Origin of the sequence: Clostridium sp. MF28 (genome assembly GCF_002969175.1) — a bacterium.
In the GTDB taxonomy this organism is placed as follows: Bacteria; Bacillota; Clostridia; order Clostridiales; family Clostridiaceae; genus Clostridium; species Clostridium beijerinckii.
Map to the genome: position 1 here is coordinate 464,227 of NZ_CP014331.1, position 22,864 is coordinate 487,090.

Below are 22,864 nucleotides of genomic sequence, written 5' to 3' on the forward strand. Positions count from 1 at the left end.
GTTTTTTCTATATCGTCCTTAGCAAAAAAGCACTGCACGAAATATATAAATTAGTGCAATGCTTGCATATGGAAAACCTTGTTTCCCCCAGGGGTTCTTCTGAAGTCGGAAGGGCTGAAGTTGCTAAAGAATATATAACTTGTTCTAAAGAACATAGCATAAACTTTATAAAATTATGAAAGCTAAGATTTTCCAAATATAAGAAAATCTTAGCTTATAAATATTTCTTTACTAGATTCTAGTACCTTAACTGCTATATAATTTCAATTCTTTTAAGTTGATAGTTACACCTAATTTTAATAATACATCAAGTCCAAGTAAACCATTTATATGTCCTTCTTCATCAATTAATCCAAAATCTATATTTACATCTTCTAGACAATTTCTTCCTATATTAACTGAATTAATATTTTTCCTATAAGAATAATGCTCGCCACCAACACCATACATTGTGATAAATTCATCGTCTGCTTCCGCTTTAATCCCTAATTCATATACACTATCTGGATTAATAATAGTATATAATAAGTTTATAAATGAGTCATTTTTTCTATCCATATTTCTACCTCCATTATATCATAAATTTAGGTTTGATCACTCATATGTCTATATTACAATTATTTCCATCATCAAGCGAAATATACGCACGTATGTTCTTGGTAGATAAAAAAATTACCAGCCTCCTTTAAGACACTCCTTAATCTAGCAGACTTTAATTATTTCAATTATCTTTCCTCATTTCTCAACTTCTTTATTTTTCTCAAAAACTATAAGAAATCCTCTTTTAATATCCTTGAAACAATTTTGCAATACAATTTCCATTAAATATTTTTAAATTTATTTTTCGTATCATGTATATTCAAAACAAAACTACACATGCTAATATCATAAGGAACATAACAGTCGAGCAAAGATTTATATATGCTCTTGATATAAGGGTGTATATAAGTCGAACAAAGATTTTATAATGGTTATAACATATAGTTGTTATGATAGTCGGCGATAAGATTTTATCTGGTGGGGAAAAGTTTTATTATAGTTGATTATATCTATTATAATAGTACTCCAACTTATTATATAAGGTCGAGTTAACATTATTCAATGTGTTGAATTGATTTAATACAGCCGTGAGGTTATATTAAGTTGAATAAATATGTTGTGTGGTGGAGCGAAACATGGTAATTGGTTGTGATTTGTTGTATTATAGTCGAAAGATTATAATATGATGATAAGCTATCTATTATTGTGCTAGTGAAGATTGTTATGCTCTTTAAAAAACCGTATTTAGTATATATCTATGCTAAGTGCGGTTTTTTAATTTTGTTTGTACCAATTAAGGCACTATTAAGAAAATACCAAGTTAATTCATCAGCATATTTGGATCTGTTATTTTCTTTTATGTACTAAAATATATTTTGAATTCTTAGTAATTCATAATTTTAAAAGTTAAAAATAAACATCTGAAAATTCTATTCTTATACGTTCATCCTTATTTTTAATATTTCTATCATATATCATATTTTCCTTAGCTACTGCTCCAGCTGGAAGGGTCACAGTAAACTTACTCCCTTTTCTATATTCACTTTCAACATTTATACTGCCACCATGCAATAGAGCAATAGATTTCACTAGACTCAATCCAATACCAGTACCTTCCGCATTTCTAGACAAAGATTTATCCGCTTGTTCAAATCTATCAAATATAATATCCAATTTTTTCTCTTCAATACCAATCCCATTATCCTTTACTGATATTTCAACCCATTCATTCATATCCTTAACCTTTACAAATATTTCACCATTATCATTTGAAAATTTTGTAGCATTAGAAATAAGGTTTAGCATTATTCTCTCGATTTTTTCTGGATCACACGCAATAATTTTCTCTTCCGTATCCGTGTCAAAAATAATATTTAAGCCTTTAATTTTAACAAAACTTGTTACTGACATAACTATTTCTTCTACGACATTAACTATATTCACATTTACTAGGTTAAGTTGAAAAAATCCTGCTTCTATTTTTGATGAGTCCACTATATTGTTAATAAGCTTTGATAACCTATAGGTATTTAGCTTTATTGATTTAAAATATTTAATAAATATATCCTTTTTATTTATTATTGAATCATCCATATAATACATTTCTAATAACTGAGCTGTTGCCGAAATTACATTTAATGGAGTTTTAAGTTCGTGAGATATATTAACTAATAACTCTTCCTGCTTTTTCAATGTATTTTCCATGATTTTATTCGCCTTTATTTCAGCAGTAACATCCATTTCCAATAATTTATTTTGTTCTTCTAGCATTTTTTCTAATTTTTTTCTTTCTGTAATATCCCTGCTAAATCCTGATACAGATACCAAATCCCCATTTTCATTATATGTAGGAACTAAAAAATCCTCTATCCAGACATAATGTCCATCTTTATGTTTAAATCTTGCACAAAAAGCTTTGGAAAAATCCGAGTTTTTATCTATTTTAGATTTTTGTATATGAAGATCATCAGGATGAATAATTTCAAATGGCAAATTGGCATTAGTATAATGTATTTCTAGATCATATCCTAAAATCTCTTCAATTGAAGAAGTAAGATATATAAATTTGAACTCAGGTAAAATTTGAAATGCAAAAAAAATGTCCTGAGTTTTTTCACACGTTTTGATTAGCTGATTATACCTCTCTTCAATGTGAAGATATTTGCTTATATCTATAAGAGATAGGTATGCTCCAACTATTTTAGAACCATCATCAAGAACAGGTTTAGAGACAACCTCAAAAAGTAACTGATTACCATCTTTTTTTAAAACTAAAGTCTCAAAACTTTCACGTGATAATAAATCATTAAATTTATAACCTAAAAATTTATCAATATTAGTATTTAGAATTTCATTTTGCATAAATCCTAAAATCCTATAACAGTTTTTAGAAATAGATTTAATTACTCCATTTGTATCCACTTTAATAAGTAACTCTCTCTTTATTTCAAAATTGTCTAAATCAATATCTAAGTTCATTTTTTCTATTCTCCTAACAATATATGTATACTAAATTCAAAAGCTAGTATTAAACATTGAAGAGACTTAATTCGATCCCCTTCATATATTTACATAATTTCTCACTAAAAAATAATTATAACATATAATCACAAAGACATCTTAATTTTTTGTTTTTACTTTGATTGCAGATGAAAATTTTTACACCAATACATTTAGCAGTTACTAAGTATATAATTTATGGCCCTCAGAGGTTGTAGTCGAGAGAATATAAATTCCTAAATAATAAAAAAAGAGCCTTGTTACAGGCCCAATATTAATATTTATTGTATTACTTATTTGAGTTTTCTTCATAGATATATAGCCTAAACTTTAAACTTAGACATTTCAGTCTTTAACTTTTCTGCACTTTCTTTTGTTTGTGTAACCTGTTCTAATACTTCATTTGATTTATGACTAATTTCTGAAACTTTATTTGCTATATCTACCGTTCCACTTGCTCCTTCGCTTGTTGCTTCTGCTACCCCATCTATAGTTTTTAAAATATCATTAATTGATGCTAAAAGTTCCTCTGATGTTGAACTAAAGTCCATAACAAGGTCATCTACAAATTTTGCATCTTCACTATATTTTCCTGCTACTTCAAGCATATTACTATAGTCTCTCTTTACATCTTTAGACACAAATTCTAAAAGATTATTTGAATTATATGAAAGATCGTTAACAGCTTCTCTAACCTTATTTGTTACTTTCTGTATTTCTGATACAGTATCTTTTGACTGTTCTGCAAGTTTTCTTACCTCGTCTGCAACTACAGAAAATCCACGCCCAGCTTCCCCAGCTCTTGCTGCTTCTATCGCTGCATTTAATGCCAATAGGTTTGTCTGTTCTGTTATCTGCATAATTGAATCAGATAGTACATTAATTTCTTCAACTACTTTTGACTTTTCTAAAGCTTTTTCAAGTCCATCTTTTGTATTTACAAATGTATTATGAGCTGTCTTTTGAGAATTTTCAATATTTTCTTTAGTTTGTTGTGCTCTTTTATTTATTTCTCCTGCTTGAATCGCTCCCTCTTGTGATTTTTCAGCTATTGATTGTACTGCCTTACCTATTTCTTGAGAAGTTGCTGAAGTTTCTTCTGCTGAAGCTGAGGTTTCCTCAATAGTCGCTGAAAGTTCCTGCGTAGTTGCTGAAACATCCTCTATATTTCCATTAAGAATTTTCACTTCATTATTTACTGTGTTAACAACCTCTTCTATTTTATCTGATTCTTCTACAATATTTTTAATTAAGGATTTTAAGCTTACATGTATATTATCTAAAGCTTTTGCCATTGTTCCTATTTCATCTTTTCTCTTTTTAAATTCTACAGGTACTTCACTTGTAAAATCTCCACTTGATAGTATGTCCAAATAGTTAACTGAAATATCTAAAGGTTTAACTATATTTTTTGTGATAATCTTAGACATCAAATATCCTACTATAATAGAAACAGCTATAGATATAAGAAAGATTAATGTTATCTTTTTATAATTCTCATTGTTTAACTCATTAATCTCATCGGCTTCTTTTACAGTATGCAGAGCTAACTCTTTTAAATTTGCTTGAAAATTGTTGGCCACATCTTTAATATCTTCATTCTTTTCTAATGCTTCCTTTTGCTTTCCCTCTAAAGCAAGTTTTAATATCTCATTCCTTCCTTCCCTATATTTTGACAAATCGTTTTCTATAGTTGTAATCATATCTTCTTCATACGTATCTAACTCTACTTTTTTATAGTTTTGAAAGTTATCATCAAACATTTGAGTTCTTTGTTTAATGTCCTTCATTTTTTCATTTTGTTTATCTTTATCATCTGGATATAATATTATGTAATACATATCTGCTTCAATTGCCCTTGCCTGATTTCTGTTATCATTCAACCAATTAATTGCATTTAATTTATTATTATACATTGATTCCATATTATCATTGCTTATTTTTAGTTGAATGTAACCGAAAACACCAACAAATACTGTAAAAATCAATAGTATTGAACTTAATAATTGTAATTTACTTTTTATTTTGATATTACTTAATTTCAAAATAAAATCACCTCCAAATTCATTTTCGCTATTTTTTATACCATTACTCTCTGCAAAAATATTGTTGCACTGTTTTATTGCCAAATTCGACAAATAAACTCGCACTTTAAACCTATTTTCCCATAATATTCTTTTGTTTATAATTATAACACATTTTTTCTAATTTTATATTAGAATTTAATATAAATCAAAAAAAGCTTAAAGTAGATTATTTTTTACTTTAAACTTTTGATTTATTATATTATTTTAATGTTTAAAATCCATTCTTTTAACAAAGACTATAAAATATAATTATTGCAAAAGGAGGAATTTTTCATGGCTAAAGTTACTGGCGTAGTTAAATGGTTTGATACAGAAAGAGGCTATGGATTTATATCTTGTGACAAAGGAGATGATGTTTTTGTACATCATTCCCAAATTAAAGATAAAGGGCCTGATAAAGATCTGCATGAAGATGAAAGTGTTACCTTCGACATTGAAAGTGGCGAAAAGGGACCTATGGCTACAAATGTTCAAAGATTATAATAAAATTATAATATAAGATTATATATATATGGATTAAATGAATTGTATCATCTACTTTTGAAAACCCAATTTTCTTAGAAAGGTGATTCTTAAGTCCAAATAGCTAAATTTATTAATATAAAATATCTAATTTAATTGCAAAAAAAGAACCCTTGTTTTAGGGTTCTTTCAACTTTAAAGTGTATTGGCTTTCTCTATATATTCTCTTAAAATTCCACATGTATGATTAAATTGTGATTTTTCTTTTTCCGTTAAGTTTATTTCAACAATTTCTTCTACTCCATTTTTGCCTAATATAACAGGTACACTTGCAAAAACATTTTCTTCACCATATTGTCCTTCTAATAATGTAGATGCAGGAAGTATTCTCTTTTCATCATGAAGTATTGCTTTAACTATTTCACTTAAACCTACGCCTATTCCAAACTCTGTACATCCTTTTCCAGCTATTATCTCATATGCTGCATTTGCTGTTCTACTAGCTAACTCATCTAAATTAAGATTTCCATAAGTTTCTGGTTTTTCCTTCATCAAATCAAATAATGGTTTTCCACCAAAATACACATGTGACCATGGTACCATTTGTGAATCCCCATGTTCTCCCATGCAATATGCTTGTATAGATTTTTGATCTATGCCTGCTTCATCTGATAATATTCTTCTAAGCCTTGATGAATCTAACGTTGTTCCAGTTCCAAAGACTTTGTTTTTCGGAAAACCTGTTTTTTTCCATATATAATGAGCTATTACGTCTACTGGATTTGATATAACTATAAATATACCATCAAATCCTGATTCTAGTATTGGATCTATTATAGTATTTACTTCTTTTATTGTATCTTCTAAATAATCTAAACGTGATTTATTATCTTCTGGTGGAATTCCAAGACTTACTACTACAATATCTGCATCTTCGCAATCTTTAAAAGTCCCTTTTTTACTTTTTACATAATGAGGTAAATATGAAACTGTATCACTTAAATCAACTGCTTCTGCATTTGCCTTCTTTTCTATTTTATCAATCATTACAATTTCATCACATATACCCTGTATTGCTAGAGAAAATGCACAGTGCGAACCAACATTTCCACTTCCAACTATTACTATTTTCCGGGTTTTTATACTCATTTTTAATCACCATCTACTTCCATTAATAATTTGGGATATGAAATAAAATAACAAGTCCATTTTTTTGATTGTGCCTTAGTAAATTCCCCCCTACGATTCAACAATACCACCTGTTGCTTTTTCAGCATTAGCTTCTATATCTGATGGAATCTTTATATTCAATTTCTTCGCAACATCTGTATTAATAACAACTTTTATTTCACTTAATTTTGTTATTTCAATTTCTGAAGGCTTCTTTCCCTCAAATATTTCTGCTGCTTCAAAACCTGCTTCTTTTCCTAGCTTATAGTAATCTATACCTAAAGTCGCAAGAGCACCTTTACTAATTGCAGCGTCTTCAGCACCAATTACAGGAATGTTTTTTTCTAAACAAAGCTTACCTACTAATGTATAGCTTGAAGCTACAGTATTATCTGTTGGTGTGTATAGTGCATCAATTTCACCAAGAGCACTTGCTAAGTTTTGATTTATTTCATTTGTATTAGTGACCGCTATTTCTTTTACTGTAATTCCATGTTTTTCTGCTTCAGCCTTAAATTCATTAACTTGAATCACAGCATTAGTTTCTGAAGAATTGTAAATTACCCCTACAGTTTTAGCTGTTGGAATTAACTTTACTAATAATTCCATCTGTTTATCTACTGGAGTCTTATTTGATGTACCTGTAACATTAGTACCTGAACTCTTCCAATCCTTTGCAACTCCTGCTTTTACTGGATCTACTACTGCAGAACATACTATTGGGATATCTTTAGTGGCATTGTATGCCGCTTGAACTGCTGGTGTTGCAATTGCAAAAATCAAATCCTTCTTACTATCTACAAATTGTTTAGAAATGGTCTGTGTATTTGATTGATCACCTTGAGCATTTTGCTGCTCAATCTTTATGTTTTTTCCTTCTTCATATCCTTTTTCTTTTAGTGCATCAATAAAACCTTTATTAGTTAAATCCAATGCGTCATGTTGTACTAATTGTATAATTCCAATATTTTTTACTTCTGATGAAGAAGTTTTCTCTTTGCTAGATCCTGTTGCATCTTGTCCACATCCAGAAAGCACTCCACCTACTAAAACTGTACATAATAACATTGCTAATTTTCTTTTTCCTACCATATTACTGTCCTCCTAATTTTTCACTTTCATAATTAACACATTCCTACTGTACTACTAATTTTACTATCATTATGATAATTTAATTTATATTTTCATAATGATTTGATAATATTCTGCCAATCTTTTTGTTATAATATCATAATTTATAATAGTTGTAAAGTTAAGGAGGCGTTTGGCTAATAGAGTAAATCTTTCTCACAAATTAATACAGCTAAAAGTGTCCATCCTGGAATATATGCTATCCATATAATATTAGTAAGCCATGTAGTCTGCTGCACAAAAGGAGGATAAAATACTGAAAATGCTACGCCAACATCACAGATAAACATTAAAGAACTAGAAACAGCTATTATACATGAAGCCTTTTTAGTAAAATAATTTCTAAAAATAGTACAGACTGATGTCCAAGTCATATAAGATAAAACAGCACCAAATATTAAGATCCCTGCTTTCATTACTAAATTATTAATGTATGGCATCAAAATGCAAAACACTGCAATAAAAATAATTACAAAAAGTATTGCAATTGATATTTCTGCCTTTCTTAATTTAAATTTTTTTTGATAAGCTACAATTAAACAAAGATAAGCACACAGAAATCCAAAAACTCCAAATAGAGATAAGTCTATATTTATTTGCATCGTATATGCAAATACTAAAAAGAAATCAGCAATAACAAGGAAAAAGAAGGATAAAGCCATTAGTTTTTGCTCTAAAAATTTCTTCTTTATTGTTATTGCTGATAAAAAAAGAGTAACCATGATAACATATTTAAGATATAAAACCATATTTTCTTTAGGATAAATATTATCAAAAATTAAGATCAAAATAGTTATTGGAAAATAAATTGCCATTAAAATTCTTTGTGCATTATTCATTTAAATTCCTTCCTATATTTATATTTCATTGTTTTTAGTACTTATAATTTATTCATAATTTAAAACGTCAATCATCTATATAACAAAATTCTCTCCTCTAATTTTAGGTTCATATTTTAAAATTAGAAGAACTCGTTACTTTTTATCCGTTGTTTTTATTATTAACAATATTACAACTAATTAACCATTGCGTTCCAAATATGCCCAACTTATAGTACATTAAATCTAGGCAGTAATTTTGTTTTTATATTGAAAAAAGCCATCCATAGTGGATAGCTTTACTGTAACCTCTTCATCCATCTGCTCATATTGATTTTCACCAAGAGCTATGCCTGTGCCAAATCGATGGTCTTTTATAGTGAGAAAGTTCACAAAAAATAGCCCATCTTTCTTTAATCAGCAGTTTTAAAAAAATCTTGAAAATGTGCATCATCCTTAAGCTTAATATATTTCCATATATCCTTATACTTGATTTCAAATTCTGCATGATCACCAAGTGCATGAATAACACCTACGCTAAGACCTAAGGAATCTTTAGTCATATAACTAAATTCACTTCCCATATTATCTGATGGATCTGCAGCTAAAAGTCTTTTTTTCCAATCATCAAGAGAAGATGTATTAATATCAGATTTATATTGAGCTTCGTAATCGCTATTTACTGCCTTAAATTTTCCAGTAATAAGCATATTAACAAAATCATCATTAACATCTACAATATCATTTAATCTTAATTTCTTATTATTTATAATATCAAGATTAGTGGTATAAAAAAGATTGCTTGGATGTGCAGCTCCTGAAACGTTCCCTACCCCAGAGTAAATTATGCTAAGAAGCTCTGGCTCCTGGCAAACAATTTCATATTTTATATCAATGGTTACCTTACCGTCCACATCTTTATAATAATTATTACCCTTTAATGCTTCATTTTTGATAGTCTCATTCAATTTTTTTTGTTTTTCAGCATCATTAAAATCTGTTATTTGAGGATAGCTTATCTTAGTCCCTTGATTATCATCATAAGTTTCGCTTATTATTTTATATGAACTTTGGTGCGATGACTTATTGGCCTTTTGAGCTACATCTCCATTTGTCTTATTATTTTCTATTTTAGAACTTTCAGAGGAAACATTGTTATTTGCCATAGCTTCCTTTGATAAATCATTTGTCTTTCCACTACATGAGACAGTTATTGCAATTGTTCCTATAATTATTAATCCAATGCATAATTTTCTAAACATAATCTCCACCTTTATACCATCATATTTAATATTTTTCCTTACTTAGTTTGAATATTTTTCGGTTTATTTATGTTTATTATAGCATATCCTTTCCCTAATATAATCATCGGCAAAATAAGTAGTTTTCTTTACTATTCCAGCCAAAGCCACTTTCAAAAGGCCTTTAAAAATCACTATGGTATTACCCCAGAACTTTATCGAAAGTCTGCAAAATAGGCAGTCTATCACTTAAAAAGATAAACTGCCTATTAATTTTAGCATATATACAACTTTAGGGTCAGTAGGATTATCTCCTGAATTTAATTGTACTTATGATTTTATAATTCTGTGTACTTCTTGCTGTTACCTTTAGATTTTTCTACTGGATATTTCTCTTCGTTTTTATCCATTTTGCTATTTATGATTTTCTCTAAATCTACTCCTAATGAATCAGCCATATGTATACAATAAACCATAACATCAGCCAGCTCTTCTAAAACATGTTCTTTATTATAGTTTTCTTCATCCCATAAAAATTCTTCTAGAAGCTCTCCTGCTTCTATGGATATAGCTTTAGATAGATTGGCTGGGGTGTGAAATTGATTCCAATCTCTGTCATTTCTGAATTTTCTTATTCTATTTATTGTATCTTTCATTAAAATCACTCTTTCTAGGGTTTTCCAATTTTTATGTTTATTATAGCATAGATTTGGATAAAATGATTAAATATAATTTTCTTCACGTGTTTTAAGCTTTTCAATTACTAGTATATCTGCTGGCACCCAGTTAAGGCTGTCTATATCATCTATAAACATCCATTTTGCATCATTATGCGCATTTACTTGTATTATACATTTTAATTTTAATTAAATTATTCTCTTGCCTTTTTTGTTAATTTGTAGTATATTTGCAACATGATGTTTAAAAAATAATTTTTTAAGGAGGTTGAACTATGAATACATTTATATTATTTATTACTTTTATAAAATTAAATACATGTACTTATTCATCTGTGAAACCTCGCGAAAGAACTGCTATGTGATATCTATCATTAACTTTTAGCGTTTAACTTTTATATTATTTTGCGTTGAACACAGCTCTGAATAGCTGTGTCTTTTTTGCGTTTAAAGGTTTATAAAGTTGCTTTGTTTAACTTAGGGCATATTCAAAACTTATTATTTATCTTCATGCACCTAATTAAAAACTTTATAAATTTAAAATTTTAAACATCATGCAATATCTAGGCATATCAAACTATCAGATTATTTAAATCATATGCCAAAAAGGAGGAAATTTTATGACCTTATTTAAAAATTACATTGCAAAACAATGGAAATTATTACTTTTGCCTATGTTTGCTATGATAGTTTCCATCTGTGCAGATAGCTCTTATCCTTACTTTCAAAAGATATTTATTGATAATATAATTCTTGGTCATATGGATAATTATTTAATTATATTTTTAATAGTTGTTGCTTCAGTTGCGCTAACTCATGGTTTATTTTCTTACTTAAATGAGTATTTGTTTGATAAATTCGCTCTTATAGTGTGTAAAAAATTGAGACAAGATTTATACTCTAAATTTCAATCTTTTGAATTCTCTTTTTTCGATAATAATAACACTGGTGAATTACTTTCGAGAATTATTGAAGATGTAGATGTAGTATGGGACACTCTATCCTTTGGACTGAGATTGCTATTGGAAGCAATAATACTTTTTTCAGTTTCTGCCTTTATAATGTTTAATATAAATAAAACTTTAACTATTATCTGCTTACTTGTTTTATTACCCGTTGCTTATATTGGAACAATTATGGACAAGAAGTTCTGGACTGTATATTCACAAATTAGTGACCAAACAGCAGAAATAAACTCTATAGTTCAGCAAGATGTTTCTGGTATCAGACTTGTAAAAGCTTTTGCTCGTGAAAAATATGAAATATCAAAATTTTTGAAAGTAAACAAAAAATTCTTTGATTTAAATGTTGAGCAAGCAAAAATAGTTGGGACTTATGGTCCTATAATTGAACTTTTAACAAACGCTGCACCAATTTTAATGATTGTTTATGGTGGTTATTTATGTATTCAAGGAAATTTAAGTTTTGGTAGTTTAGTAGCATTTACTAGTTATATTTTTAATCTTTCTTGGTGTGTAAAGAATTTAGGCTTTTTTATTAACTTACTTTCACAAAATAAAGCTTCTATGGGTAAGATAACTGATATTTTAGATAGAAATTCTGAAATTACTTCCAAGGAAAATGGTTATAACCCTACTGAAGTTAAAGGAGATATTATATTTAAAAATGTAAGCTTTTCCTATAACAATGTTGAAGTACTTCATGATATAAATTTAAATATTCCTCACGGAAGTGCTGTTGCAATAATGGGTACCACTGGATGTGGTAAAAGTACATTACTTTCTCTAATAGGCAGGTATTACGATGTAACTAAAGGAGAAATTTTAGTTGATAATGTTAATGTTAAGAACTGGAACTTAGAAACTTTAAGAGCTAATATGTCTGTTGTATTTCAAGATACTTTCTTATTTTCTGATACAATAAAAAACAATATAGACTTTGGAAGTGATAAATCTGAAAGTGCCTTAATTAAAGCTGTTAAAGATAGTGCTGCTTACTCCTTTATTAAAGAAATGCCAGAAGGTTTTGATACCATTATTGGTGAAAGAGGCCTTGGCCTATCAGGAGGCCAAAAACAAAGACTTGCTATATCAAGAGCAATATTAAGAAAATCACCTATCTTAATTTTAGATGATTCAACTTCTGCTCTCGATATGGAAACTGAATTTAAAGTTCTTCAAAATCTAAAAAATGATAAGAAAAAAGCAACTACCTTTATAATTGCTCATAGGATTTCTGGTGTAAAAGACGCTGATATAATTCTATTTATGAAAGATGGTCGAATTGTAGAAAAAGGTGATCATTCAAGTTTAGTAAAGGCTAAAGGTTACTATCATAGTGTATATTCTCACCAATTTCAAGATTTTGAAGCACTTACATTGGAGGCGAATTAATATGAAGGATATTTTACATGAATCATCAAAGATTCAAATAGTAAAAAGACTATTAACCTATGTTAAACCTTATAAACTGAAAGTTACTCTTGTAATTTTACTTTTACTTATTGTAATGGCTTGTAATTCAGTTACCCCTTATTTAATGAAAATATCTATAGATACTTTTGTTGCAGATAAAAATGTTAAGGCTTTATTTCTTCTTGGATGTGGATTAATACTTATGAATATATTTTCAATGATTTTATCTGGAATCAGAACTATCGCCATGTCTAAGATTACCAATCAAATCTTAGTGGATATTAGACATAGCTTATATACTCATATACAAACTTTAAGCTTTAACTTTTTTGATAATAGACCCGTTGGAAAGATTATTTCAAGAGTTGTTGGAGATGTAAATGCTCTTCAAAATTTATTAAATAATAGTATTGTAAATTTAATTCCTAATGTTTTTACTATTATCCTTGTAATTTGTCTAATGCTTATATTAAATCCAATGCTTGCTGGTATCTGCTTAATTACAATGCCTCTATTATTATTTGCAATGTTCTACATTCAAATTAAGGCAGATAATAAATGGAAAATTTTTAGAGAACATCGTTCTTCTTTAATTGGATACACTCATGAATCTTTATCAGGTATGAAGGTAATTCAAGGTTTTAGCAGAAAATATTACGCTAAAGATAAATTTGACAGCCATATTGGAAATCATGCAAAAGGTTTTATGACTGCTGTATTTACTCAAGATTTCTTTTGGCCATTTTTGACTTCCTTCCGTGGTTTAAGTATGGTAATTCTACTCGGCTCTGGATATTTGTTAAGCAAACAAGGAAATTTAAGCTTAGGTACCTTAATGGCATTTTTTATGTACATTGAAATGCTTTGGAGACCTATAATAAATCTCTCATCATTTTATAATGCCTTTGTCACTAGTATGTCTGCTGGCGAAAGAATTTTTGATATTTTAGATACCAAAAGTGATATTGTAGATGAAGCATCAATTAAGTCTCTCCCTCAAATTAAAGGAGATATCGAATTTGATCATGTTACTTTTTCCTATACTAACGCTGATATTCCAGCCCTTAAGAATACTTCTTTTAAATTAAAAGCTGGTGAAAAAATAGCTTTAGTTGGTGAAACTGGTGCAGGAAAAACAACTATAACTAATTTAATTAGCAGATTTTATGACCCTACATTTGGCTGTGTAAAAATTGATGGTGTAGATATAAAAGACGTCACTGTTGAAAGCTTAAGAAGCCAAATGGGTATAATGCTTCAAGATTCATTTTTATTTTCAACCTCAATTAAAGAAAATATACGCTATGGTAAATTAAACGCTACAGATGAAGAGGTAATACAAGCTGCAAAGGCTGTTAATGCTCATGGGTTTATCGAAAAACTAGAAAAGGGATATGATACTGATGTAAATGAAAGAGGCTCAAGACTATCCCTTGGTCAGAGACAATTAATAGCTTTTGCAAGAGCCTTAATTGCAGATCCAAGAATACTAATACTAGATGAAGCAACTGCAAATATTGATACTGAAACTGAATTATTAGTTCAAGAAGGTATAAAAAAGCTTATGGAAGGAAGGACTTCAATAGTAATAGCTCATAGACTTTCTACAATAAGAGATTGTGATAAAATTTTTGTACTTTCTAAAGGCAGAATAGTTGAGTCAGGCACTCATGATGAACTTCTTAAAAATCATGGCTATTATTATAAACTGTATTCAGCTCAATACAGCTTCCTAAAGCAGGATGCTTAAAAAACTTCGAGTTATCTAAAGACTGACTAAAAAAGATAAAAGGAATTGCTTAAAATCAGCAATTCCTTCCTAGAAACAATTTATAAAATATTTCTTTATCATAAAATAATTAAAGCTAAGATTTTCTAAGTCGAGAAAATCTTAGCTTATTTTTTATACTTTAAATTTTAATTTTTAATATTTCTTCTTTACTGAGTTTTGAATATTTAATTATTTTCTCTATTGGCTCATTATCTTTCAGCATCTCTAATGCTATCTCTAATGCCTTCTTTTTTTCACCTTTTTCTATTCCTTTTTCTATTCCTTCTTCTATTTTCTCTCTATCTCTTTCCAACAAAGTCATGAACTCCACCTCCATTAAAATATCATTCTTAACTTCTTGCACTCTTTTATGTATATTCTTAACAAGATTTCCTTTAACATGTTTTACAGTAGCATCTGTTGAATCTTCTACATAAGCAAGGAATTCTAATAGCTCATCACTTAAATCATTCATAATTCCTTTGGAATTTAATATTATTTTCTGAGCTTCATCGTTTAACATTATACTATTATCTTCTAGGCATACATTTTGAAATGTATATTTATGGCGACCTTTATCAAACAAATCAAATGTACAAATAAAAATAATATAACTTTTAGCTAGTTTTCTATAATCTTCACCTTTACTTATTAGGTCTAAATCAATGTTTCCTTGATAATATCGTAGTCTTTTAGGTAAATTTTTATGCTTTCCACGTTGCATTTCAACATTGTAAATTGTATTATTTTCATCTTTAACATAGACATCAAGTCTAATACCTTTGCTTTCAAGTAACAAATCTATAGTTTTCTGCTCTTCAACCATTTCTACTTTTTCTATTTCAATCTCTAAAATCTTCTCTAATAATTCCTTACAGATTTCTTTATCGCTCATAACTTTTGCAAATAGGAAATCATCTTCAAGGTTTAGCTCTTTTAAAGTTTTATTCATCTTAGTAACCTTACCTTATCTTTTATCTTTTGTTCTGATTATTAACAACATTATAGCTGATTAATCATAGGTTTTCAATATGTGACTAGCTTTAAAAAATTATAGATATTTTGGCAATAAAACTGGCTAAAATAATGGAATTTATATATAGAAATTTAATAACCATTATTTTAAAGTAATTGATTCTCTACAGCCTTCTTTAAATTAATTATAATATCTGCAATCCTTGTTGCCTCTTCTACATAGTTATCTTTAAGTTCCACACAGTTATCTGAAAAATGCTTAAAATCATAATTATGACCATTATTATCTAGAACGTATTCCCACAAAAGACTACCTGGACCTCTGCGTTTTATCGCTCCTAAAATATTTACTATTGCATTATTACATTCATTAAATACTTTACTATGTTCCTTTCGAAACGCTTCCCTATTTATACAATAATAAAATCCATCTTCATGCTTTTCCATAAAAGCGAAATAATAATATAGATTATATTCAACTGCAATACATATTGAAAAATTTACTTTTTTACCGCCAGCTAACATGCATTCTTTAATTTTAAATACTAAACCTGGTTCATAACTTCCTTGATAATATGCTTCAGCGTCTTCTCTGTTATATTCAATCGGTTCTACTTTATTCTTAATGAATTGCTTATTTAACTCGTCCATAAAATTCACAAGCACTTCAGTTTTTATTTCATTTAAACTATTAGCTATAGTAATAGCAGCCATTAAATCATCTGCATTTTTAATAAGACTTTTCATAGCTTCTGCCATTTTTTCTTCACCTACCAACTTTTCAATAAGATATAAATATTGTTTTATCAAGCTGTGAGGAGTCATATCTTCATTAGTTTCTCCTAAACAGGCTTTTAACCAATTTAATATATGCTCTTTAAAGCTTATACATTTTAAATATCTCTTATCTATAGCATATGCACTTTGTTCTGAAGGATATTTTCCATCTAAAGTCAAATAATATATTAAATAATTAGAATTTACACCTTTTGAATATTCCTCATATCTAAATAGTTGTTTATCTTGATCACCTGCATCAATTTTCATCTCAATTGCTACACACATCTTTTCACATTTAAGAAAAAAGTCAATTCTGCCATTTTCAAATACCCATTCTCTTTCAACAGCCCAGGTATAATTTAAAAAGGTTTTAGAAATGCCAATTTCTTTTAAGAATAGCTTAAGATATGTATCATCCATTCCATGATTTTCTCTAGGATTTAATAAGGCATAAATCAAATTAGAATGTGTAAACACTTCATCTCTCTCAATATTTAGTGCCGTAAAAATATTAAAGATAATATTATGATGTTTTTGAGTCATTTTATTTGCTTTTATTAATTTGCCCGCCTCTTTTATTAGGGTTTCCTCTCTAAGTAAATTATCTTTACGCATAACTCTTTGACTCCCTTTTATAAACTTAATTATTTGTAAACTAACTTCAAAAGTTTTTTAATACTAATTCCTTAGAATGAGTACTTTCATAACTTCGGACATATTCTTCAGTTTATCTATGGATTTTAATATAGAATATCTATATTAAATACATTAAGAATTCTCTCTCCATATTTCTCAACTTTAATTTTACCAAACCCTTTTACTTCTAATAGCTGCTCTTTATTTTTAGGCTTAGCATTAATTAATTCCTCAATTACCTCATCTTTAAAAACCATAAATGGTTTTATTTTCTCTATTTTAGCTATCTCTATTCTAAACTTCTTTAATTGATTTCTCATCTCTAATTCCCATTTAGTATTAGATTCATCATCAATCTTCTTATCCTCATTTGCAACATGTTCTTCAATAATCTTTAAAATATCATTTCCATACTTATCAATCTTTACTTCACCTAGTCCTTTAATATTAAACAGCTGTTCCGTTGTTTTTGGCTTATTCTCAACAAGATTATTAATCGTGCTACCAGAAAAAACATAATGATATTTTAAAGCATTATATCCTTCTTCTTTTGCCTTTTCATTTCTATAGAGTTTTAATTTTTCTGTAAGCTGACTATCACTCTCGCTTAATTCAACCGTTTCATCTATTTTCTTTTTACTTGATTTTTCTACATTTTTAATATCGTTAAAATCTACTTCAGATACTTCACAAATACTTTTCTCTACAATATTAATACTAGCTTCTTTACTAAAATCTTCTTCTGTTATTCCAAACTTTGCTTCATAATCTATATTTATAGGTGTATGTTTTTCTTTAAAGTAATCTGCTATTTTAAAGGCCATTTCTTCTTTGAAAACAGTTTTCCTTAATTCATTTTCTAAACTTTCAATGTAATTCCCCAATTTTTCAGCTCTTATTATTTGATTTTGGATTTCTTCAGGTGCATATTTTTTTCTTATTATCGCTTTTGGATTAGCCATTATAACAAGAGATCTTACAGGTACATTATCACATTCAAAAACTTCCTTAAGAACTTTTCTTATTAGATTCACATGCTTTTTATTTTGTTCAATGGGACTAAGCATACCTTCCTTATTTTCATATCCATTCTTGTTCTTATAAACTCGTATGAATTCTCCATCACTATTTATATTTACGTCTCCCAAAAGCTGTTTTGTCTCAATAACACAAATATATTTCTTTGTTATAAGCAAATAATCGATTTGAGAGGTTAGCCCATCATATTCAATTCTTATGTCATGTAAATATAGAAAAGGTAATATGCAATTTTTTAATTCAAAATCAACTGTTTTTTCTCCTTGTAATCCTCTTTTCATAGCTCGTATTTCTTTATTAACTAATTCCTTTTTTTCAGCGTTATTTAACTTTGATAATAACACCTCTAAAACTTTTAAATTATCATTTTCTCCTATAAAATTTTTAATTGCTGTTGGCTTTGTAATACTTTTAAATTCTGAACCTTCTATATTTAATAAATTCGAAATAAACCCCATATCATTTATACCCACCTTCTTTAAATAATTTCAGTTAATATTAAGCTTATTTTTATTATCCTTATTTCGATAATAAAAAGATTATTATCAAAAATTATAGCATAATTACTCCTTATTCTCCATCATTTGTAATCTACTTGTTAAATTCTTTGCATAAAATAAATCTAACACAAGAAATAATACTTGGTTAGATTTGTTGGATTATATTCACAATATAGAACAAAATTTAATAATAAAACAGTTTAGCCAAATTATTCTTAAGCTTCCTTTATACTTTACTTCCATTAGTAGACAGTCTTAATATTTGAATATTATATTTTTATTTTCAGTATTTCTTCTTTATTAAGTTTTGAATATTAACTCCATTTAAGCTCACATAGTTTTTTTGATCTCTTAAAGAAGTCTGTAATTATCTAATATTTTACTTATGCAAAATTGTATCATATTGGTACATATGAAAAAGCAGTAAATCAAGTTTTTATTAATTTACCGCCTAAAATCATATGCTATTATAGAATATTAGTGTATATTGTTATTATTATTTTAAAAATCCCAACTCATAAATGAGTGGCCTAAGTTTATTTTCAAAACTTTTAATCATATCTTCAAATAATTCTAGATCCTTCTTCGTACATTCATTAAGAAGAAACTTAATTTGATACCAGCCAGCATCCCAGGTATTTATATTGTATTTAGGATGAAGTTTATTAAATTCATCTCTATGCTTAAAGCTTTCCCACACTAGTTTTCTTGCTGTTTCTAAGATTAGCTTTCCTTCTTTTGAAAGTTCAATCTCTTTTAATTCTTCATACATAAAGCTTTCTTTATTAAATCTTAAGCAATCATTATATATGGCTTCATTTCTATTAATATTAGCTAAATCTTTAATTTCTTTTAGGCTCATAAAGAACATTTCATTTTTAATATTAAATTCTTTATTATCTGTTTTTATATCTCTAAAGGAGCTGATTCCATTTTCATTTGCAAAGATTGAATATATTATGCTATCGCTTTCATATTGTTTAAATTCTAGGCTGTTTATCTTTGGAATCATATAATTATCTTTTTGATTAAGCCAGTTAGACTTGATTACTTTTCTTGCAGTAAATAAACAGCAGCACTTTTTATAATTTTCCCTTGTTATTGGAGTAATTTTAACATGCCTTGTGACTGGTGCAGATAATATATATACGCCTTGAGTATTAGCATATACATTATTGCTGTCATTCATAAGAAAAGCAATTGCATTTTTATCTACCATTCTTGTTTTTTTATCAAGAGTTATAGCAGATTTTAAGGTTATAGTTTCAATCTTATTAGTGAATTTTTTATTATTAATCCACGAGGACAATCTTTCTGGCGCATCTAAATTATATATTACCTTTTGACCAACGCTTTCTATTTTTCCGTTATCACTTAACTCCTTAATTAGGAACTTAAAATTATTCTTTTCTTCACATTCCCCAGAGCTCCATATGGAGAATCCAACTCCCCATTGTGATGAAACATTAGAAAAATAGCTTGCATTAAATACAATACCTCTTTCAAACTTAAAGTTTCTTAGAAAAAGCTCTCTAAACTTTTCACTTCTCTCTCCTGATAAAAATAAGGTTGGTGTAAAGATTCCTATGTTTAAATTATATAAATTAAATGTTTGTTTGAATTTTAATATTCTATAAAGAAATTGAATATATAGCTGCTGAGAGGAATCCTTAAGATTTTCTCTTTCCATCATGTACTTAACCTTTGTATTTGAGATACCATCTTTACTTTCTTTATCCCCCTGCTTTCCGTTACTTCCCTCTGCAAAGGGTGGATTAATAAAAAATATTAATGGCTTATTTTCAAGAAATGCTTTATATAAGGACTTAGGAATCAAAGAATTGTTTATTTTATTAGAAGTAAGTGATTCTGGATTGTCATTTAAGAAGTCATATACAAATTTATGAGAAGTTTTATTGTAACTATCTCCAAGTTCAAGGTCAATTTTATCCAAGGTTGAACAATATAATTCCTTAAAATAATAATCCCTCGTTAAATTGCCAGTGCCCCAGGCACAATCCCATACTACATATTCCTCCTTCCAGTTCTCACCAAAGACATAACAGAGCTCTCTATGAGCTTCATTTACCCAAATTGTAGGAGTAAAAAATTCTCCATTTAATCTCCTTTTTGTATCTTCAGTGAGCCTGTCCTTAATAGATATAAATCTATTCTTTTCTTCTATAGAATATTTAACTGAATACTCTTCTTCAAATTGATTATAATTATATGAATCTATCTCTATACGCCTATCTTTTTTTGCAATGAATTTACTATTTTTCTTTTGAGATATTTCTACTTCACCTAAGATAGTGTCAATAAAACATTGCACTAAATCTGATGCAGAACATTTGGATGGATCTTTTATTATACGCTCAATAAAGTAATCATAAGTTTCTAATATATTAGATTCTGTAACCTTAAACTTTGTTTTAATATCAATTATTAATCTTTTAATATCTAAAGCCACACGTTCAAACTTAAAGCTCTTATCAATATTAAAAATTATAGGATTAAGGGATTTATTATTGCTTATTTCAATGGTTAAATCTTTGTATTTGTTAGGTGCCTCAGATGGGGCTATACTCCAGTCTAACTTTCTATCTAAATAAGCTTGTACATCGTTTGAACTTATTATAAAGCAAGTAGTTTTATCACCAGCTAAAATCACATTAGGCATGTCCATATATTTTTTATCTTCTCTCAAAGTGAATTTCTTCAGATAAAAGATAACCTGTACTAGTACCTTAGCCCTATTAATTGAAATATTAAAATCCAAGCCATACTTAAACTCCATAATAAGTCTTAAGACTTTCGTTACATCATCATACATTAGAGTTTCTTCTAAATAGCCATCACATTTAAAGGGATATGTTATTTCAGAGTTTTTGAAATGAGCTTTTATATTATTTTTATAGACTAATTCAATGTCTCTTTCTTCGGTGGAGTCTTTAATTTCTGTGTAGAATAATTTTTTCATACTTCCTCATAAAATATTGATTATATGATATTTTATGATGGATAGGTCTAGATATGTCATGTATTGTACAGTGAAAAACAGATACTATAAAATCAAAATATATCTTGCTAAATTGAAAATTGTGCCTAATGCCTTCATTCCTTTATAAATAATACTTCTTAAAATTTTTCAAATATAGACATAATCCACCAAATTACTTATAATAAGAATGCGAAAGAATTGGAGGAAAATCATGTCACACTTTAACGATACTATATATAATAATATAACTAATTACATTAACACTTTAAAAATCGAAAGAAATCTCTCTGAAAAAAGTATTAAGGCTTACTATTCTGATTTATCAAGTTTTTCTATTTGGCTTAAAAATAGTGATTCTGATATAATCGAACTTGATCTAATTAACTTATATATCTCTTGGTTGCAAAATACAAAACAGCTAAAAGATACTTCAATAAAAAGAAAGTATGTTACTTTGAAATCATTTTTCAAATTTTTATTGACTAAAAAATTGATAGAATTCTCACCTTTTGAAAATATGAGAATATCTTTTAAAACTACAAAAAAGCTTCCAAAAACATTATCCTCTCAGGATATAATAAAACTTTTAAAATCCCCTATCGATGATCTTAATAATATAAAAACAGAATTTAGAAAAACTATATGTATTAGAAATGCAGCAATTATAGAACTGCTCTATTGTATAGGAATAAGAATTGGTGAGCTAGTAAACATTGATTTAAGTGATATAAATTTCATAGATCAAACGTTATTAATTAAAGGAAAAGGAAGAAAAGAAAGATTGCTCTATATTTCAAGTCCCGATGTTATAAATATACTTAAAAATTGGATTAACTTAAGAAGCAACTTAAACCCAAAGTGTGATGCTCTTTTCATAAATAAATACGGAAATAATATATCTATTTACTCAATTGAAGATATTTATGACAAATATAGAAAACTAGCTAAGCTTGATTCAAAATCGACCCCTCACTACCTTAGGCATACTTTTGCTACTGAACTTCTTAATAATGGTGCTGATATTAGAGCGGTTCAAGAAATTCTCGGACATTCAAGTATTACTACTACTCAAATATATACAGAAGTTTCAACAGAAAGGAAAAAACAGGTTTTGCTCAAATTTAATGCTAGAAATAATTTAAAACTTTGACTTTTTATTATAA

18 protein-coding genes are annotated in these 22,864 nt (G+C 28.0%); 5 read left to right on the top strand and 13 right to left on the bottom strand.

Annotation, left to right across the window (positions count from 1 at the left end; translation table 11 throughout):
* Positions 1-246: 246 nt before the first annotated feature.
* From AXY43_RS01915 to AXY43_RS01925, 3 genes are all read right to left on the bottom strand, one after another.
* Positions 247-558, bottom strand: a complete 312-nt coding sequence (locus AXY43_RS01915) for an aspartyl protease family protein (protein ID WP_023976491.1) — start codon at positions 556-558, stop codon at positions 247-249.
* Positions 559-1,446: 888 nt separating this feature from the next.
* Entirely contained in the window at positions 1,447-3,018 is a 1,572-nt protein-coding gene (locus tag AXY43_RS01920; RefSeq protein ID WP_023976492.1) for a PAS domain-containing sensor histidine kinase, read from the bottom strand.
* A gap of 344 nt (positions 3,019-3,362) precedes the next feature.
* Positions 3,363-5,168, bottom strand: a complete 1,806-nt coding sequence (locus AXY43_RS01925) for a methyl-accepting chemotaxis protein (protein ID WP_242986074.1) — start codon at positions 5,166-5,168, stop codon at positions 3,363-3,365.
* 231 nt (positions 5,169-5,399) lie between these two features.
* On the opposite strand from AXY43_RS01925, the gene AXY43_RS01930 reads away from it, so the two are divergent.
* Positions 5,400-5,609, top strand: coding sequence for a cold-shock protein (locus tag AXY43_RS01930; protein ID WP_023976494.1), 210 nt, complete (start codon positions 5,400-5,402; stop codon positions 5,607-5,609).
* A gap of 174 nt (positions 5,610-5,783) precedes the next feature.
* On the opposite strand, the gene AXY43_RS01935 is transcribed toward AXY43_RS01930, so the two are convergent.
* The 5 genes from AXY43_RS01935 to AXY43_RS01955 form a co-directional block, all read right to left on the bottom strand.
* Positions 5,784-6,737 carry an L-lactate dehydrogenase gene (locus AXY43_RS01935; protein ID WP_105410871.1) on the bottom strand — a complete coding sequence of 318 codons (954 nt, stop codon included), beginning with the start codon at positions 6,735-6,737 and terminating at the stop codon, positions 5,784-5,786.
* A 90-nt stretch (positions 6,738-6,827) separates the two neighbouring features.
* Positions 6,828-7,850, bottom strand: a complete 1,023-nt coding sequence (locus AXY43_RS01940) for an ABC transporter substrate-binding protein (protein WP_077841435.1) — start codon at positions 7,848-7,850, stop codon at positions 6,828-6,830.
* 176 nt (positions 7,851-8,026) lie between these two features.
* Positions 8,027-8,728: a lysoplasmalogenase family protein gene (locus AXY43_RS01945; protein WP_105410872.1), complete on the bottom strand. Its 702-nt coding sequence runs from the start codon at positions 8,726-8,728 to the stop codon at positions 8,027-8,029.
* A 225-nt stretch (positions 8,729-8,953) separates the two neighbouring features.
* A complete protein-coding gene (locus tag AXY43_RS27435) occupies positions 8,954-9,100 on the bottom strand; it encodes a hypothetical protein (protein WP_023976499.1) in 147 nt (48 codons plus the stop codon).
* A gap of 20 nt (positions 9,101-9,120) precedes the next feature.
* Positions 9,121-9,969, bottom strand: a complete 849-nt coding sequence (locus tag AXY43_RS01955; RefSeq protein WP_023976500.1) for a hypothetical protein — start codon at positions 9,967-9,969, stop codon at positions 9,121-9,123.
* Between the two features lie 69 nt (positions 9,970-10,038).
* On the opposite strand from AXY43_RS01955, the gene AXY43_RS01960 reads away from it, so the two are divergent.
* A complete protein-coding gene (locus tag AXY43_RS01960) occupies positions 10,039-10,185 on the top strand; it encodes an AraC family transcriptional regulator (protein WP_105410873.1) in 147 nt (48 codons plus the stop codon).
* Between the two features lie 101 nt (positions 10,186-10,286).
* Here AXY43_RS01960 and AXY43_RS01965 read toward each other — a convergent pair whose 3' ends face one another.
* Positions 10,287-10,604 carry a nucleotide pyrophosphohydrolase gene (locus AXY43_RS01965; protein ID WP_105410874.1) on the bottom strand — a complete coding sequence of 106 codons (318 nt, stop codon included), beginning with the start codon at positions 10,602-10,604 and terminating at the stop codon, positions 10,287-10,289.
* Between the two features lie 641 nt (positions 10,605-11,245).
* Between AXY43_RS01965 and AXY43_RS01970 the strand changes: the two genes are divergently transcribed.
* Positions 11,246-12,979 (top strand): ABC transporter ATP-binding protein, encoded by a 1,734-nt coding sequence (locus AXY43_RS01970; protein ID WP_039768628.1) that lies wholly within the window; start codon positions 11,246-11,248, stop codon positions 12,977-12,979.
* A gap of 1 nt (position 12,980) precedes the next feature.
* Positions 12,981-14,750: an ABC transporter ATP-binding protein gene (locus AXY43_RS01975; RefSeq protein ID WP_105410875.1), complete on the top strand. Its 1,770-nt coding sequence runs from the start codon at positions 12,981-12,983 to the stop codon at positions 14,748-14,750.
* Between the two features lie 160 nt (positions 14,751-14,910).
* Here the strand turns inward: AXY43_RS01975 and AXY43_RS01980 are convergent, their stop codons facing one another.
* From AXY43_RS01980 to AXY43_RS01995, 4 genes are all read right to left on the bottom strand, one after another.
* Entirely contained in the window at positions 14,911-15,723 is an 813-nt protein-coding gene (locus AXY43_RS01980; RefSeq protein ID WP_105410876.1) for an Rpn family recombination-promoting nuclease/putative transposase, read from the bottom strand.
* Positions 15,724-15,893: 170 nt separating this feature from the next.
* Positions 15,894-17,141: a PD-(D/E)XK nuclease family protein gene (locus AXY43_RS01985; RefSeq protein WP_105410877.1), complete on the bottom strand. Its 1,248-nt coding sequence runs from the start codon at positions 17,139-17,141 to the stop codon at positions 15,894-15,896.
* 125 nt (positions 17,142-17,266) lie between these two features.
* Positions 17,267-18,658, bottom strand: coding sequence for an HRDC domain-containing protein (locus AXY43_RS01990; protein ID WP_105410878.1), 1,392 nt, complete (start codon positions 18,656-18,658; stop codon positions 17,267-17,269).
* 538 nt (positions 18,659-19,196) lie between these two features.
* Entirely contained in the window at positions 19,197-21,680 is a 2,484-nt protein-coding gene (locus AXY43_RS01995) for a hypothetical protein (protein WP_105410879.1), read from the bottom strand.
* Positions 21,681-21,912: 232 nt separating this feature from the next.
* Here AXY43_RS01995 and AXY43_RS02000 point away from each other — a divergent pair, with 232 nt between their 5' ends.
* The gene (locus AXY43_RS02000; protein ID WP_105410880.1) at positions 21,913-22,851 is read left to right on the top strand and encodes a tyrosine-type recombinase/integrase; all 939 of its coding nucleotides are present in this window, start codon (positions 21,913-21,915) and stop codon (positions 22,849-22,851) included.
* Positions 22,852-22,864: the final 13 nt, after the last annotated feature.